The following is a 14,727-nucleotide window of genomic DNA, read 5'->3' on the forward strand; positions in this document are numbered from 1 at the left end:
CGAAAAATGTGAAGCGGTTTTCGGACGCCATCCTGCTTCCCGAGATTTGGAGCCTGATCAGGACGTAAAGACACCGGAACACAGCGCCTGCAGCTTCGAAAACACGCCCTTGCCGCCCGTGATGACCTGCGTGCCGCTCTGGAGCACCGTCTTCGGGTCCGCCTTCAGAACGGTGCCGCCAGCCTCCTCGATCAACAGCATGCCGGCCACGCAGTCCCAGGCGTTCATGTGTTCTTCGACATAGCCGAGCAGCCGGCCCGAGGCGACATAGGCGAGCATCAGGGCGCCTGACGCGTTGCGGAAGAAGACGCCGCCTTCGGCGAGGATCTTCTTGATCAGCACGGCGATGTTTTCGGCCTCGGCCCGGTTTGAGAAGCCGGTGCCCACCGAACCTTCTTCAAGGCTGGTCGCCGCGCTCGTCCTCATCGGCCTGCCGTTGACGAAGGCGCCGCCGCCCAGCCTTCCGTGGAAGGTCTCGCCGGTCGATGGCTCGTGGATGACGCCGACGATCGTCTCCCCATCCCGGGCGCAAGCGATCACCACGCACCAAGCCGGAATGCCGCGCACGAAATTGGCGGTGCCGTCGATGGGGTCGATCACCCAGACATGGCCGGTAGAGCCGGCGACCGAGGCATGCTCCTCGCCGACGATGCCGTCCCGGGGATAGTCGGCGGCGATCGCCGCGCGGATGAACAGCTCGACCTCGCGGTCGGCTTGCGAGACCAGGTCCTGATGGCCCTTGCTCTCGATGGTCAGGCTGTCGAGATCGCGGAAATACCTCAGGCCGAGTTCGCCGGCGCGCCGCGCCAGATCGATGGCGAACCGCATGCGTGCTTCGAGATCATGTGTCACGGGAAAGCTCACTTGCTGCCGATGGATGCCTTGCACTTAGCAGAGCATTGTGACCGGCAAAAGCACCCGGCGAAGTACAAGACGTCAGGCCGCTTGCGACAGCGATTTGTGCGCCTCGGCCAGGATTTCGAAGGAACGCACGCGGGCGGCGTGATCGAATATCTGCGCGGTGACCATCAGCTCGTCGGCGCCGGTGCGGCGTACGAACGCATCGATGCCTTGGCGGACCGTTTCCGGCGAGCCGACGACGGCGCAGGACAGCGCCTGGCCGAGCATGGTCTTGGCCATCGGGTCGAGATCCCGGTCATAGCTCTCGACCGGCGGCGGCAATCTTCCGGACCTGCCGGTGCGCAGATTGACGAAGGCCTGCTGCAGCGAGGTGAACAGCAGACGTGCCTCGGCGTCGGTGGGCGCTGCAAAGACATTGAGGCCGAGCATGACATGTGGCTTGTCGAGCTGCTCGGACGGCTGGAAGCGCGAGCGGTAGATGTCCAGCGCGTGATCGAGTTCCGCCGGGGCGAAATGCGAGGCGAAGGCATAGGGCAGGCCGAGCATGGCGGCGAGCTGCGCGCCGTAGAGGCTCGACCCGAGAATCCAGATCGGCACCGTCTGCCCTTCGCCAGGCACGGCGCGCAGGCGCTGGCCTTCCTCGGCCGGCAGGAAATAACCCATCAGCTCGACGACATCCTGCGGGAAATTGTCGACGCCGGCCTCGAGATTGCGGCGTAGCGCCCGCGCCGTGTTCATGTCGGTGCCGGGAGCGCGGCCGAGGCCAAGGTCGATGCGGCCTGGAAACAAGGCCGCCAGCGTGCCGAACTGCTCGGCGATCACCAGCGGGGCATGGTTGGGCAGCATGATGCCGCCGGCGCCGACGCGAATGGTTTTGGTGCCGCCGGCAACATGGGCGATGACAACCGATGTGGCCGCACTGGCAATGCCTGGCATGTTGTGGTGCTCGGCCAGCCAGTAGCGCTTGTAGCCGAGCCGCTCGGCGTGGCGGGCGAGGTCGAGCGAATTGGCGAGCGATTGCGAGGCATCGCTGCCTTCGACGATCGGCGACAGGTCGAGGACGGAAAGTTCGGTCATGTACTGGTCTCCACGATCTTCTTCTCACGCACCCGAGCCTCGAAGGCCGTGCGGTCGGGAATGGTGATGCCGAGCTGGCCTTCCAGCGTGTCGGCGAGTTCAGTGGCTGTGGCGATCTGCTTCTGTTCGGTGTGGCCATCAATGTGATGGATCGACAGGCGATTGCCGCGCAGCGCGTAGCGCCGGTCGGGCGCGGCGCGCGCCGCCAGAACCGAGGTCAGGAAATGCGATGCCGGGTTGGTCGACAGGAAATAATTGGTGACGGAATAATCGACCTCATAGTGCGGCTGCAGATCGAAGCGATACAGCGAGCGCCAGCCGCCGCCGATGGCGGCCTGCAGGCGAAAGTGATCGCCGGTTTCAACGATGCGGAACGTTTCGTGCGGGGTCGTCTGTTCGAGGCCCGGCTCGAGCAGCAGCGGGGCGGTCAGCGTCAGGCCGCCGAAGCCGACATCGGCTATATAGGTCCGGCCATCGAGCTCGGCGCGCAAAAGCATGTGGCTACGCGCCGTGATCGCGTCCTCGCTCTGACCCCAGAGCACACGCGCGGCGAGGCCGCCGACCTCGAAGCCAAGCGCCTTCAGCGCGTGCATGAAAATGAGATTGTGCTCGAAGCAATAGCCGCCACGCCCGTCGAGGACCATCTTGTCCTGCAGCGATGCGGCGTCCAATCGGACCGGGCGCCCCAGAAACGGATCCATGTTCTCGAAGGGGATCGCCTGCGGATGCAGGAAATGAAGCGTCTTCAGCGTGTCGAGCGAAGCATCACTGGAACCGGCATGGCCGATCCGGGCGAAATAGGCGTCGAGGTCGAAGGGAGCGTCGTTCATCGGGAAGGGCACCGGGCACTGATCGGGCGGATATAGGCATTCGATCCCGCCGCCGCAAACGGTGCGCCTGTTATGCGGCGGCCGTGCCGTCCTGTTCGTCGGCGTCCTCCTCCACGACCGCCGTATGTTGGGCGGCGAGAAAATTGCCGACATGGCTAAGGCTCTCGAAATGGTCGCAGAACACCTTGACGACGACCAGCAGCGGCACAGCCATCAGCGCGCCGACGAAGCCCCACAGCCATGACCAGAATGCGATGGCGATGAAGATCGCCACGGCGTTGATCTCGAGCCGCCGCCCGACCACCATCGGCGTCACGAACTGGCCTTCGACGATGTCGCACAACACCAGGAAGGCAGGCGCCAACAACGCGTAGGCGATCGTGTCGAAGCTGATCAGCGCGATGACCGTGACCAGGACGAGCGTGATCATGGCCCCGACATAAGGCAGGAAATTGAGCAGAGCGGCCGCGGCGCCCCAGACCAGCGGATTGGGCATGCCAAGCGCCCACAGGCCGAGGCCGATGACCGTGCCGAGGCCGGTGTTGATGATTGTGACGGTGAGCAGATAGTGCGAGATTTCCCGCTCGACGTCGTAGACGACGCGCAGCGCCCGCTTCTTTTCGGTGAGGCTGGCGAAGGACTGAATGATCTTCTCGTAGAACATCGTGCCCGAGGCGAGCAGGAACAGCGACAAAACGAAGATGATGGTCAGGCTTGTTCCGGCCGACAGGATGTTGCTCGCCGCCGACGACAGGAAGCCGGACTGCGCCACCGCGACCTTCTGCACACCCGGTTCCTGCGATGTTTCGGTCAGCCCTTCGATCTGGTGCGCGATCTCCATGATCCTCTCGACCGGCCGCCGCAACTGCGCCAGCCGTTCGGTCAGTTGCTGGCCGATGGACGACGTGTTGTTGATGAGATCGATGACGGGGCCGCTGAGCACATAGCCGGCGCTCGCGAAGACGAAGATGGATACAAGCACCAGAAGCGTCGCCGAGACCACTTCGGGAATGCCGCGCTTGCGCAGCAGCCGCACGATCGGCGTCAGTGTCAGCGTCAGCAGAAAGGCCAGGATGACCGGCATGAAGAAGGCGCGCGCGAAATAGAGCGCATAGATGCTCATGAACAGGAAGATGCCGATGAGCAGCGAGCGCATCAGGCGTGTGTCGGCGCGCGTTGCCAAACGTGACTCCTCGGCCTCGGCAACGCCTGCGCCCAAAGCGGCGGGTTCGGCTTTCATCGTGGCCCCCTCGGCGGCGCACCACAACTGATGCAATCCGCAGACGAAAACGCCGGCACGGCTTCAAGGTTCCGTTAGCCGGCACTGCCGTGCGGGCCGCCGTCGAGGGATCGTGCCGCCAATTGCGCAACCGGAGACTCGGCTGCGAGTGCGCCATATTACATGCGATGCAAAGATTTACCCTTCAGACAATCGAGTCGGCGCCGGAGAAATCCAAGCCCGCAGGCGCCGCCACGGCCGGCACGGATTTCGCCGTTTCCTTGCGCACGATCGGCGCCACCTTGGTGCCATAAAGCTCGATCGCCTTCATGATCTTGGCGTGCGGCATGGTGCCGATCGCCATTTGCAGCAGGAAGCGGTCGTTGCCGAAAATCCTGTGCTGGGCGACGATCTTTTCCGCCACCTGCTCCGGATTGCCGACGAACAGCGCACCATCGGGACCACGCGACTGGTCGAAATGCGCGCGCGATGTCGGACCCCAGCCGCGCTCACGGCCGATGCGGTTCATCACCTCGGCTTGCGGGCCGTAGAAATCGTCCGCCGCCTGCTCGGTCGTGTCGGCGATGAAGCCATGCACGTTGATGCTGGTGGCCAAGCCTGCCGGATCGCTGCCGGCGCGCTTGGCTGCATCACGGTAGAGGTCGAACAGCGGCGCGAAGCGCGCCGGTTCGCCGCCGATGATGGCAAGCGCCAGCGGCAGGCCGAGCGCGCCCGCGCGGGCTGCCGATTGCGGCGTTCCGCCAATCGCGATCCAGACCGGCAGCCTGTCCTGGAAGGGTCTGGGATAGACGCCGCGATCGTTGATCGGCGCGCGCAGACTGCCCGACCAGGTCACCTTCACCTGATCGCGGATGGCAAGCAAAAGGTCGAGCTTTTCGGCGAACAGCTCGTCATAGTCTTCGAGGTTGTAGCCGAACAGCGGGAAGGATTCGATGAACGATCCGCGCCCGGCCATGATCTCGGCGCGGCCGCCTGACAGAAGGTCGAGCGTGGCGAATTGCTGGAAGACGCGTACCGGATCGTCGGAAGAGAGCACGGTGACAGCGCTGGTCAGTCTGATGCGCTTCGAACGCTCCGCCGCCGCGGCCAAAGCCACGACCGGCGCCGAGGCGGCATAGTCGGGCCGATGGTGTTCGCCGAGGCCAAAGACGTCGAGGCCAACCTGGTCGGCCAGTTCGACCTCCTCGATCAGGTTGCGCAGCCGCTCATGCGGGCCGATGGCGCCGGGACCCGGCACAGGGCTCACATCGGCAAAAGTGTAGAGGCCGAGTTCCATTTGAATGTCATCCCAGTGTGTTGATTGTCGCCCTAGAGGTAGCGACGCGTCCGTCGCGCCGCCAGAGGGTGGCTGGTGAACAGTGCATGTCGATTTCGGCCGGAAATGCGTCTCCCCGGTGCAACATCCCGGAATTTCATGGCTGCCATACCGTTTTGGCGCTTGAACTCCCGGTTTTCACGCGTATGTAAGCCTCGCGAATAGACTTCAAGGAAGTGGACTTGGCTATCTACAGGGAAAAAGACATTTTCGAGCGGCGCAATGCCGCGACCGAGGCAAAGAAGGCGCTTCTGGAGCGCTTCAAGTCAAAGCCGGCAGCAGACGATCCCGCGGTGCTGGCACGACAGGCCGAACGCAAGGCAATTCTTGCGGCACGTGAGATCCGCGAGGCCGAAAAGGCCAAGCTGAAGCAGGAAAAGCTGGCGCGCGAGGCGATCGAGAAGGCCGAGCGTGAGGCAGCAGCTGAAGCGGCGCGCATTGCCGCCGAAGAGGCAGCGGAGGCGGAAGCAAAGCTTCGGGAGGCTGAAGAGAACGAGCGCATTGCTCGCTTGCTTGCCGATGAAGCCGAGCGCAAGGCAAAGCGCGACGCGCGCTACGCAGCACGCAAGCAGCGCACCGGCAGGACTCCTCCCGGCTTTACGGGTCGCTAAGAGCGCACTCGCCTCGACGGATGACCAACAAGGGACGCGCCAAGGCGCGGCCCTTTTTTCGCTTGTCCATGTCGCCGACCGGAAGCTCCTGCATCCGGGATGTCGGCTTGGACATCCGGGGATATCGGCTCGGTCGATGTCGCCCGCCGGCGGACAAGGCCATTCAGGCCGCGAATTTCAGCCCCATGATGCCGCAGACGATCAACGCGATGCAGCCGAGCCTGATGGCCGTGGCGGGCTCGCCCAGCAGCCAGATGCCGAGCAGCGCCGTGCCGACAGTGCCGATGCCGGTCCATACCGCATAGGCGGTGCCGACAGGCAGCGCCTTCAGCGCCAGGCCGAGCAAGGTGAGGCTGACGATCATCGACGCGACCGTGAGCACGGTTGGAACCAGCCTGGTGAACCCGTCGGTGTATTTGAGGCCGATTGCCCAGCCGATTTCGAACAGGCCGGCGAAAAACAGAAAAGTCCAGGACATCGCAACGCTCCATCGGAGCATCCAGGCTTTCCGGCCTTGGCTGCTCAGTCGACAATGGCGGGTCGTCCCGGCCGAATTTTTCGGAAAGTGCGAGGTCGTCCCCGCGCCGTCGATATAGGGCTGTCCGAATGCCCGATCAACACGTGCCGGCGGCATTGTCGAATGCCGCCGGTGAAATCCCGCCGCGCCGGTTGCCGGGACTTACTTTTCCTTGAGCCTCATCGCCTTGACCGGCGGCGCCTTCAGGGCCGGAGCGGCTACAGGCTTCTTGGCGTCTTTCTTTGGTTTGCGGGCTTCCTTGCCTGCTTTCATCGCACCTTTAGCCATGATTCGTTCCTCCAGTTGCGGGAAACGGAGTGAAACAAGAGAAGCGTCTCTAGGCAAGGGGCTGTTTCCGTCCCGCCACCACTGCCAATGCCCGTGTCAACCGCTTTCCGGTCCCATTGGCCTCGGGCGGGCAACGCCGAGGCCTGAACGGATCGACGGGTTATGCGTTCAGGATGGATATGGAGCTTCCGCGGGCGGGTGGCTAAGCTCCCCGGCACAAGCTCGCGAGTATCGGAGACGGCGAGGAAGCGATGGCAGGGCACGGCGGCTCCAGAACGGTCATCTATGCGGCGCTCGCCGGCAATCTCGCCATAGCGCTGACCAAGTTCGCCGCCGCCTTTTTCACCGGCAGTTCGGCCATGCTGTCGGAAGGCGTGCACTCGCTGGTCGACACCGGCAATGGCGGCCTGCTGCTCTACGGCATGCACCGCGCGGCGCGCCCCGCGGACAGTACGCACCCGCTCGGCCATGGCCGCGAACTCTATTTCTGGAGCTTCATCGTCGCCCTGTTGGTCTTCGCGCTGGGCGCCGGCGTGTCGTTCTACGAGGGCGTTGTCCACATCATGGCGCCGGAGCCGGTCGCCAACGTCAAGGTGAACTATATCGTTCTGGGCCTGTCCTTCCTGTTCGAAGGCAGCTCCTGGCTGGTGGCACTGAAGGAGTTCCGCAAGCAGAAGGGAAGGCAAGGCTGGCTGCAGGCCGTGCAATCGAGCAAGGACCCAAGCGTCTATACGGTGCTGTTCGAAGACAGTGCCGCGCTGCTCGGCCTGACCGTCGCCTTTGCCGGCATCCTGGCGGCGGAGATTTTCGAGATGCCCGAACTCGACGGCGCCGCCTCGATCGGCATCGCGCTCATCCTCGGCGCGACGGCAATCTTCCTGGCGCGTGAAAGCAAGGGCCTGCTCATCGGCGAGCCGGCCTCACCCGAGGTGCAGAGGAAGGTACTGGCGATCGTCCAGCAGGATCCGGCGGTGCAGCGGGCGAACGGTGTGCTGACGGTGCATATGGGACCGGAAGAGATCGTTGCCGCCCTGAGCATCGAATTCGAGGACCATCTGGCGGCGCCGGAGATCGAGGCCTGTGTCGAACGCATCGAGGCGCGGCTGAAGAAGGAAATGCCTGAGATCGCGCGGCTGTTCGTCAAGCCGCAGACCACGGGCACCTGGGAAAAGCGGCGTAAGGTGATCGAATCCGCGTCCGATGAAAGTTGAGCATGATCCCGAAAACCCTCTTCGTGATCCATGCCCTGGCCTCTGGACCAGCGCCGCGCCGTTGCCTCGCATCCCCGCGTCGCTAAGATCAGCCGATCGATTTTGGAGGAATGACGATGAAGATAGACGGCGGCTGTCATTGTGGTGCCATCACCTACGAGGCGGAGGTCGACCCGGAAAAGACCTCGATCTGCCACTGTACCGATTGCCAACAGCTGACCGGTACGGCCTTTCGCGTCACCGTTCCCGCGCCGCAGGATCACTACCGGATCACCAGGGGCGCGCCGAAAATCTATATCAAGACCGTGGCGAGCGGCGCCAAGCGCGCCCAGGCTTTTTGTGCCGACTGCGGCTCGCACCTTTATGCGACATCGGTCGGCGACGGTCCGAAGGTCTATGGGATCAGGGTCGGGACCTCGCGGCAGCGTCAGGACCTGGTCCCGAGACACCAGAAATGGCACCGGTCGGCGCTGCACTGGCTTCCGGACTTCGAGGGCATGACGACGGTGGAGGAGCAGTAGGGTTAGTAGGCTCCCACAAGACCTCTGCGATTAGCGAAGCCTCCCATCGCTTCGTCATCCTCGGGCTTGACCCGAGGATCCATGCCGTGACCTTGCCGAAGGATGCCGTGGAACGGAATTCTGCACTGTTGCGGCGCGCCGCGGTCGCGGCATGAATTCTAGGGTCTGCGCGCGTCGCTCCGCTCCTTGCTCCGCCCTAGAATGACGATGGGATAGACGCTTCGCTAATCTCTGGCGTCGAGCGACTACTCTCCATCTTCGACGACCCTCAGCCTCAACTGCCCCGTCTTGGAATCAGCCACGCGCGGTGCGGCTTCCGCCTTGGCGGCGCCGCCGTGTGGGACGTCGGCCTCGCCTTCTCCGAACTCCAGCGCCTCGATCTTCTGGCCGCGCTTGGTCACTTTCGAGGTCGAGACGAGGATGTCTTCGATATCCTTGGCCGACTGGCCGAAATGGCCCTGCAATTTGCGCACCCGCTCGTCGACACGCTGGACATCTTCCATCAGCCTGATGACTTCACCCTGGATCAGATGCGCCTGCTCGCGCATGCGGGCATCCCTCAGGATCGCCTGGATGACCTGGATCGACAGCATCAGCAGCGAAGGCGAGACGATGATGACGCGGGCGCGGTGCGCCTTCTGCACGACCGCCTCGAAATTCTCATGGATTTCGGCGAACACCGATTCCGACGGCACGAACATGAAGGCCGTGTCCTGCGTCTCGCCCTGGAGCAGGTATTTTTCCGAAATGTCGCGAACATGGACCTCGATGTCGCGGCGAAAGGCCTGGGCCGCGACCTTCTGCAGGTCGGCGCCGTCGGCGGCGCGGATGGCATTCCATGCTTCCAGCGGAAATTTGGCGTCGATGGCAAGTGACGGCGCGCCGTTCGGCATTTTCACCAGGCAGTCCGGCCGGCTGCCGTTCGACAGCGTCGCCTGGAATTCATAGGCCCCATGCGGCAGGCCGTCGGCGACGATCGCCTCCATGCGCGACTGGCCGAAGGCGCCGCGGGTCTGCTTGTTGGAGAGGATCGCCTGCAGCTGCACGACCTGGCCGGCCAGCGACTGGATGTTGCCTTGCGCGGTGTCGATGACCGCCAGCCGCTCCTGCAGTTTCGCCAGGCTCTCATGCGTGGATTTGGTCTGCTCGGTCATGGTCTGGCCGATGCGGCCGGTCATGGCGTCGAGGCGCTGGCCGATCGATTGCGTCAATTCGGCCTGCCGGGCGCCGAACACTTCGGCGATGGCCCCCATGCGGCCCTGCATCTCAGCCTGCGACTGCAAAATACCAGCCATGCGTGTCTCGGCGTCGCGGGCATGGTCGGCGGCCTCCGCGGCGGCGACCGCGCGCGCCTTGGCCGACCGCCACAGCGCAACGACGAGCGCCACGAACAAGCCGAGAAACAGCAAGGCGCCGAAGGCCAGCGCGTGACCCAGCGTGATTGTCGAGGCGCCGAGCCGTACGACAGGCTCCGAAAAGATGGTGCTGAGATCATTCATGTGGACAGCATAGCCGATTCGGCGGGCTGGCACAGATCAAAACGTGAACGAGGCTCAGGCGCACCGGTTGACGCCTTTCCTTGGAGGTCTTAGGTGAAACGCCATGCCGATCAAGCCGCTCATCATCCTTCCCGACCCCATCCTGCGCCAGGTTTCCAAGCCGGTGGAGCGCGTCGACGCGCCCTTGCGCAAACTGGCCGACGACATGCTGGCGACCATGTATGACGCGCCCGGCATCGGGCTGGCGGCAATCCAGATCGGCGAACCGCTGCGCATGCTGGTGATCGACCTTGCCAAGGAAGACGAAACGCCGGCGCCGCACGTCTTCATCAACCCGGAGATTCTCGAAAGCGCCGACGCGCGGTCGGTCTACGAGGAAGGCTGCCTGTCGATCCCGGATTACTATGCCGAGGTCGAGCGCCCGGCTTCCGTGCGGGTCAAATATCTCGACCGCGACGGCACGCTGCAGGAGATGGAGGCCGAGGGCCTGATGGCGACCTGCCTGCAGCACGAGATCGACCACCTCAACGGCGTGCTGTTCATCGACCATATCTCCAAGTTGAAGCGCGACATGGTGGTGAAGAAGTTCAGGAAGCTCGCCAAGGACAAGGCGCCAGGCAAACTGGTGGGATAGGGGAAATGCCCCTTCGTGTCGTCTTCATGGGTACGCCGGAGTTTTCGGTGCCGACGCTGCGCGCCATTGCCGAAGTGGGACATGATGTCGCCGCCGTCTACACGCAGCCGCCGCGCGCCGCGGGCCGGCGCGGGCTCGAGCTGACGCCGTCGCCGGTGCAGCGCGAGGCCGAGCGGTTGGGTATCGAGGTGCGCACGCCGGCATCGTTGAAAGGCGAGACCGAACAGGCCGCCTTTACAGCGCTTGGCGCCGATATCGCCGTGGTCGTCGCCTATGGTTTGCTTCTGCCCAGGGCGGTTCTGGAGGCACCCCGGCTCGGCTGCATCAACGGCCATGCATCGCTTTTGCCGCGCTGGCGCGGCGCCGCCCCCATCCAGCGGGCCATCATGGCAGGAGACCTGGAAAGCGGCATGATGGTGATGCGCATGGAGGAGGGCCTGGACACCGGACCGGTGGCATTGCTTGAAAAATGCGCCATCGACCCCGATATGACAGCCGGCGATCTGCATGATCGATTGATGAGCGTTGGCGCTGCCCTGATGGTGGAAGCGCTGGCACGGCTGGAACGGAATGCCCTGACATTTACCGCGCAAGCGGCCGAAGGGGTGACTTACGCCAGGAAAATCGATAAATCCGAGACGCGCGTGGACTGGACGCGGCCTGCGGCCGATGTCCACAATCACATTCGTGGCCTGTCGCCCTTTCCCGGCGCCTGGTCCGAAATTGAATTTGGCGGCCGCATGGAACGGCTGAAACTGCTTCGCTCGACGCTGTCCGAAGGCCTGTCGCCTTCGGAAGATTTGGGCGAGTCGGGAGGAATTCTCGATGACCGGCTGACGGTCGCCTGCGGAAAAGGCGCGATCAGGCTGGTCGAAGTTCAACGTGCGGGCGGAAAGCCCGCCGCCGCGTCGGAATTCCTGCGCGGAGCCAAGATCGAAAAAGGACTGAAATTCTCATGAGCATGATGTCGATACGCGCGGCGACGCCGCGGGACCGCGAGGCCATCCGCCTCGTCGAGGAACACGCTTTCGGCCAGCAGGCGGAGGCCGGACTGGTCGACGCGCTGGTGACCGGCGGTGATGCCGTCGTCGAACTGGTGGCGGAAGAAGACGGGCAGGCCGTTGGCCACATCCTGTTTTCGCGCCTGTTCGTGCAGAACGGCGGCAAGAGTTTTGCCGCCGTGGCGCTTGCCCCGCTGGCGGTGGAGCCGTCTTTTCACGGCTCCGGCATCGGCGGCGCGCTGATCCGCGAGGCCCATATCCGGCTCAAGGACGCTGGCGAGACACTGGCCGTTGTGCTTGGTGATCCGGGCTATTACGGCCGTTTCGGCTATAGCCACGCCCGGGCTGAAAAGTTCGATAGCGAATACCAAGGCGAAGCGCTGCAGGCGCTGGCCTGGGGCGACGCACCCGAAGCCGGCAGGCTGGTCTACGCCTCCGCCTTCACCGCTCTCGCCGCCTAGGCGAGAGCGTACAGCCGACCGGCATGCCGCGTTTTCGCCTCGACATCGAATATGACGGCAGCCTGTTTGCCGGCTGGCAGCACCAGGCCGATCAGCCTTCGGTGCAGCAGGCGATCGAACAGGCGATCGAGAAATTCTGCGGCGAGGCGGTCCGGCTGCGCGCCGCCGGCCGCACCGATGCCGGCGTGCACGCCACCGCGCAGGTGGCGCATGTCGACCTTGCCAAGGCGTGGCCCGACGACAAGGTGCGCGATGCCATCAATGCGCACCTGCAGGCGGCGGGCGCGCGCATTGCCATCCTGAAAGCTGCAGTCGTTTCCGACGACTTCGATGCCCGTTTCTCGGCCACCGGCCGGCACTATCTCTACCGTGTCCTCAATCGGCGCGCGCCTTCGGCACTGGAACAGGGCAAGGTGTGGTGGGTGCCGAAGCGGCTCGATGCCGCCGCCATGCACGAGGCGGCGAAGCTCCTGCTCGGCCGGCACGACTTCACCACTTTCCGCTCCACCCAGTGCCAGGCCAACAGCCCGGTCAGGACGTTGGAGCGGCTCGATGTCAGCCGAACGGGTGACGTGATCGAGGTGAGAGCCTCGGCGCGGTCCTTCCTGCACAACCAGGTGCGCTCCATGGTCGGCTCGCTGAAGCGGGTCGGCGACGGCGGCTGGACATCAGGCGACCTCAAGGCCGCGCTCGAGGCGCGAGACCGCGCCGCCTGCGGCCAGGTGGCGCCGCCCGATGGGCTTTTCCTGATAGGCGTCGATTACCCCGGATAGACACCAACTCTGCCCTGGTAGAACCGGGCTCTACCCGGGATAGAGTCCCGAGAGGCTCTGAGCCCCGATATCGTCCGGCACGGCGATGCCGAGCAGCATCTGCAGCCCGAACAGCACCAGCAGCGAAGCGATGAACATGCCGACGAAAACGGCGGTGCCGATGGCCGCGCCCTTGCCGATCGTGGCATTGGTCATGCGCCAGGTCAGCACCATCGACAGGGAAAATAGGAGCAGCGACACAAGGCTCGAGACCTGGCTTGTCGATGACAGGAAAAGCCTGATCAGCGCCGAGGGCAGCATCAGCCAGGCGGTGATGGCCGAGGCCCAGTTGCTGGCGACGACATAGTGGACGAAGCGCCCGCCAATGCCGGCGCGCGGCGCCACCAAGGCGAGCGCTACCAGCGGCAGCACCCAGGAGCCGATATCGACCGTCGCCAGCCGCACCAGCATGGAGAAGCGGCCGGCGAAGGCATCGGGATCGCCGATCTGGTTGGCGATGCCGACCCAGCCGACGATCAGCGCCGGAGCCGCGATGATGATGGCGAAGAACGAATTCCAGAAGCCGTCGGCCGACAGGTCGAGCAGGCGCAGCCCATCGGCCTTGCCGAGCATCAGCCGCCAGGCGCCGGTCAGCGAAGCTTGGGTTTCGTCCGCCGAAAGCATGCCGGTCAGCCCTGTCCGAACCAGTCGTCGATGAAGCGCTGGTAGATTCGCGTCAGCGTTTCCAGATCGGCAATGGCGACGCGCTCGTCGACCATGTGCATGGTCTTGCCGACCAGGCCGAATTCGACCACCGGGCAATAATCCTTGATGAAGCGCGCATCCGATGTGCCGCCGGAGGTGGACAGCGCCGGCTTTTTGCCGACCACCGCACCAACGGAGCCGCTCAGCGTCTCGACCAGCCTGTCGTCGCGGGTCAGGAAGACATGGCTCGGCCGGTCGCGCCAGACGAGGTCATAGTCGACCGGCGTCTTCTTGCCTGGCCGGTACTTCTTGCGCCCCGCCGCCTGATCGAGGCGGTTGTGGATTTCGGCCTGGACCGTCTCGGCCGTCCAGCTGTCGTTGAAGCGGATGTTGAAGGTGGCGGTCGCCTTGGCCGGAATGACGTTGGTGGCCGGGTTGCCGACATCGATGGAGGTCACCTCCAGATTGGTCGGCTGGAAATCCTTCGTGCCCTTGTCGAAGACCGGGTGCAGCAAGGCATCCACCAGGCTCATCAGGCCGCGCACCGGATTGTCGGCAAGCTGCGGATAGGCGGCATGGCCCTGGCGGCCATTGACGGTGATGCTGCCCGACATCGAGCCGCGCCGGCCGATCTTGATCATATCGCCAAGCGTGTCCGGATTGGTCGGCTCGCCGACGATCGAGGCGTCCCATTTCTCGCCTTTGGATGCGGCCCATTCGAGCAGCTTGACCGTGCCGTTGATGGCAGGCCCTTCCTCGTCGCCTGTGATCAGCAGCGACACCGAGCCCTTCGGTCCGCCATTTGCCTCGACATGGCGCGCCACCGCGGCGATGAAGCAGGCAATGCCGCCCTTCATGTCGACAGCGCCGCGGCCATACATCTCGCCATTGGCGATCTCGGCGGCGAAAGGCGGGTGCGTCCAGGCGGCTTCGTCGCCGACAGGCACCACGTCGGTATGGCCCGCGAACATCAGGTGCGGGCCGTTGCCGGAGCGCCGTGCATAGAGGTTCTCGATATCCGGCGTGCCCTCCTCCGAGAACACTGGCCGGTCGACCAGGAAGCCGAGCGGTTCCAGCATCGCCTCCAGCGCGCTCAGCGCGCCGCCTTCGGCTGGTGTCACCGAGGCACAGCGGATGAGAGAGGCGAGGTTTGCGGCGGGATCAGTCGGCAGCGTCATGGCAAAAGCGATAGTCGAAAGCGAAA

17 protein-coding genes are annotated in these 14,727 nt (G+C 64.4%); 7 read left to right on the top strand and 10 right to left on the bottom strand.

Going from position 1 to position 14,727, the window contains the following annotated elements:
• Positions 1-57 precede the first annotated feature (57 nt).
• The 5 genes from EN824_RS22440 to EN824_RS22460 all read right to left on the bottom strand — a co-directional run bounded on the left by EN824_RS22440 (position 58) and on the right by EN824_RS22460 (position 5,284).
• A complete protein-coding gene (locus EN824_RS22440) occupies positions 58-852 on the bottom strand; it encodes an inositol monophosphatase family protein (protein WP_135862594.1) in 795 nt (264 codons plus the stop codon).
• 84 nt (positions 853-936) lie between these two features.
• Positions 937-1,938, bottom strand: coding sequence for an LLM class flavin-dependent oxidoreductase (locus tag EN824_RS22445; protein WP_127278267.1), 1,002 nt, complete (start codon positions 1,936-1,938; stop codon positions 937-939).
• Positions 1,935-2,768 (bottom strand): arylamine N-acetyltransferase, encoded by an 834-nt coding sequence (locus EN824_RS22450; RefSeq protein ID WP_127278268.1) that lies wholly within the window; start codon positions 2,766-2,768, stop codon positions 1,935-1,937. Before EN824_RS22450 ends, EN824_RS22445 begins: the two co-directional genes overlap by 4 nt.
• Before the next feature lie 70 nt (positions 2,769-2,838).
• Positions 2,839-4,008 carry an AI-2E family transporter gene (locus EN824_RS22455; protein ID WP_127278269.1) on the bottom strand — a complete coding sequence of 390 codons (1,170 nt, stop codon included), beginning with the start codon at positions 4,006-4,008 and terminating at the stop codon, positions 2,839-2,841.
• Positions 4,009-4,192: 184 nt separating this feature from the next.
• The gene (locus EN824_RS22460) at positions 4,193-5,284 is read right to left on the bottom strand and encodes an LLM class flavin-dependent oxidoreductase (protein WP_127278270.1); all 1,092 of its coding nucleotides are present in this window, start codon (positions 5,282-5,284) and stop codon (positions 4,193-4,195) included.
• Between the two features lie 221 nt (positions 5,285-5,505).
• Between EN824_RS22460 and EN824_RS22465 the strand changes: the two genes are divergently transcribed.
• Positions 5,506-5,934, top strand: a complete 429-nt coding sequence (locus tag EN824_RS22465; protein WP_127873285.1) for a DUF6481 family protein — start codon at positions 5,506-5,508, stop codon at positions 5,932-5,934.
• A 163-nt stretch (positions 5,935-6,097) separates the two neighbouring features.
• Here EN824_RS22465 and sugE read toward each other — a convergent pair whose 3' ends face one another.
• Positions 6,098-6,412, bottom strand: coding sequence for a quaternary ammonium compound efflux SMR transporter SugE (sugE, locus tag EN824_RS22470; protein ID WP_127278272.1), 315 nt, complete (start codon positions 6,410-6,412; stop codon positions 6,098-6,100).
• Between the two features lie 201 nt (positions 6,413-6,613).
• Positions 6,614-6,739, bottom strand: a complete 126-nt coding sequence (locus EN824_RS36570) for a hypothetical protein (protein ID WP_127278273.1) — start codon at positions 6,737-6,739, stop codon at positions 6,614-6,616.
• Between the two features lie 251 nt (positions 6,740-6,990).
• Here EN824_RS36570 and EN824_RS22480 point away from each other — a divergent pair, with 251 nt between their 5' ends.
• Both EN824_RS22480 and EN824_RS22485 read left to right on the top strand, forming a co-directional pair.
• Positions 6,991-7,950 carry a cation diffusion facilitator family transporter gene (locus tag EN824_RS22480; protein WP_127278274.1) on the top strand — a complete coding sequence of 320 codons (960 nt, stop codon included), beginning with the start codon at positions 6,991-6,993 and terminating at the stop codon, positions 7,948-7,950.
• Positions 7,951-8,066: 116 nt separating this feature from the next.
• The gene (locus EN824_RS22485) at positions 8,067-8,471 is read left to right on the top strand and encodes a GFA family protein (RefSeq protein ID WP_127278275.1); all 405 of its coding nucleotides are present in this window, start codon (positions 8,067-8,069) and stop codon (positions 8,469-8,471) included.
• Positions 8,472-8,716: 245 nt separating this feature from the next.
• Here the strand turns inward: EN824_RS22485 and EN824_RS22490 are convergent, their stop codons facing one another.
• Positions 8,717-9,970, bottom strand: a complete 1,254-nt coding sequence (locus tag EN824_RS22490; protein ID WP_127278276.1) for a DNA recombination protein RmuC — start codon at positions 9,968-9,970, stop codon at positions 8,717-8,719.
• Between the two features lie 103 nt (positions 9,971-10,073).
• Here EN824_RS22490 and def point away from each other — a divergent pair, with 103 nt between their 5' ends.
• From def to truA, 4 genes are read left to right on the top strand one after another with little or no spacing between them, the layout of a single operon-like run.
• Entirely contained in the window at positions 10,074-10,604 is a 531-nt protein-coding gene (gene def / locus EN824_RS22495; RefSeq protein WP_127278277.1) for a peptide deformylase, read from the top strand.
• 5 nt (positions 10,605-10,609) lie between these two features.
• A complete protein-coding gene (gene fmt / locus EN824_RS22500) occupies positions 10,610-11,563 on the top strand; it encodes a methionyl-tRNA formyltransferase (RefSeq protein ID WP_135932715.1) in 954 nt (317 codons plus the stop codon).
• Positions 11,560-12,066 (top strand): N-acetyltransferase, encoded by a 507-nt coding sequence (locus tag EN824_RS22505; protein WP_135932716.1) that lies wholly within the window; start codon positions 11,560-11,562, stop codon positions 12,064-12,066. The genes fmt and EN824_RS22505 overlap by 4 nt, the downstream gene beginning before the upstream one ends.
• Before the next feature lie 23 nt (positions 12,067-12,089).
• Positions 12,090-12,839 carry a tRNA pseudouridine(38-40) synthase TruA gene (gene truA / locus EN824_RS22510; RefSeq protein ID WP_127873290.1) on the top strand — a complete coding sequence of 250 codons (750 nt, stop codon included), beginning with the start codon at positions 12,090-12,092 and terminating at the stop codon, positions 12,837-12,839.
• 30 nt (positions 12,840-12,869) lie between these two features.
• Here truA and EN824_RS22515 read toward each other — a convergent pair whose 3' ends face one another.
• Positions 12,870-13,502, bottom strand: coding sequence for a transporter (locus EN824_RS22515; RefSeq protein ID WP_135930152.1), 633 nt, complete (start codon positions 13,500-13,502; stop codon positions 12,870-12,872).
• Between the two features lie 5 nt (positions 13,503-13,507).
• A complete protein-coding gene (gene dapE, locus EN824_RS22520) occupies positions 13,508-14,701 on the bottom strand; it encodes a succinyl-diaminopimelate desuccinylase (protein WP_127873291.1) in 1,194 nt (397 codons plus the stop codon).
• Between the last annotated feature and the right edge of the window lie 26 nt (positions 14,702-14,727).

The sequence above is a fragment of the Mesorhizobium sp. M8A.F.Ca.ET.181.01.1.1 genome, assembly GCF_004792025.1.
In the GTDB taxonomy this organism is placed as follows: domain Bacteria; phylum Pseudomonadota; class Alphaproteobacteria; order Rhizobiales; family Rhizobiaceae; genus Mesorhizobium.

What these genes read in the sequence shown, in the direction of transcription:
- EN824_RS22515 (WP_135930152.1), bottom strand. Translation starts at nt 13,502, where the DNA reads ATGCTTTCGGCGGACGAAACCCAAGCTTCGCTGACCGGCGCCTGGCGG.
- EN824_RS22480 (WP_127278274.1), top strand. Translation starts at nt 6,991, where the DNA reads ATGGCAGGGCACGGCGGCTCCAGAACGGTCATCTATGCGGCGCTCGCC.
- EN824_RS22455 (WP_127278269.1), bottom strand. Translation starts at nt 4,008, where the DNA reads ATGAAAGCCGAACCCGCCGCTTTGGGCGCAGGCGTTGCCGAGGCCGAG.
- EN824_RS36570 (WP_127278273.1), bottom strand. Translation starts at nt 6,739, where the DNA reads ATGGCTAAAGGTGCGATGAAAGCAGGCAAGGAAGCCCGCAAACCAAAG.
- EN824_RS22485 (WP_127278275.1), top strand. Translation starts at nt 8,067, where the DNA reads ATGAAGATAGACGGCGGCTGTCATTGTGGTGCCATCACCTACGAGGCG.
- EN824_RS22445 (WP_127278267.1), bottom strand. Translation starts at nt 1,938, where the DNA reads ATGACCGAACTTTCCGTCCTCGACCTGTCGCCGATCGTCGAAGGCAGC.
- EN824_RS22505 (WP_135932716.1), top strand. Translation starts at nt 11,560, where the DNA reads ATGAGCATGATGTCGATACGCGCGGCGACGCCGCGGGACCGCGAGGCC.
- EN824_RS22460 (WP_127278270.1), bottom strand. Translation starts at nt 5,284, where the DNA reads ATGGAACTCGGCCTCTACACTTTTGCCGATGTGAGCCCTGTGCCGGGT.
- EN824_RS22490 (WP_127278276.1), bottom strand. Translation starts at nt 9,970, where the DNA reads ATGAATGATCTCAGCACCATCTTTTCGGAGCCTGTCGTACGGCTCGGC.
- fmt (WP_135932715.1), top strand. Translation starts at nt 10,610, where the DNA reads ATGCCCCTTCGTGTCGTCTTCATGGGTACGCCGGAGTTTTCGGTGCCG.
- EN824_RS22450 (WP_127278268.1), bottom strand. Translation starts at nt 2,768, where the DNA reads ATGAACGACGCTCCCTTCGACCTCGACGCCTATTTCGCCCGGATCGGC.
- sugE (WP_127278272.1), bottom strand. Translation starts at nt 6,412, where the DNA reads ATGTCCTGGACTTTTCTGTTTTTCGCCGGCCTGTTCGAAATCGGCTGG.
- dapE (WP_127873291.1), bottom strand. Translation starts at nt 14,701, where the DNA reads ATGACGCTGCCGACTGATCCCGCCGCAAACCTCGCCTCTCTCATCCGC.
- truA (WP_127873290.1), top strand. Translation starts at nt 12,090, where the DNA reads ATGCCGCGTTTTCGCCTCGACATCGAATATGACGGCAGCCTGTTTGCC.
- def (WP_127278277.1), top strand. Translation starts at nt 10,074, where the DNA reads ATGCCGATCAAGCCGCTCATCATCCTTCCCGACCCCATCCTGCGCCAG.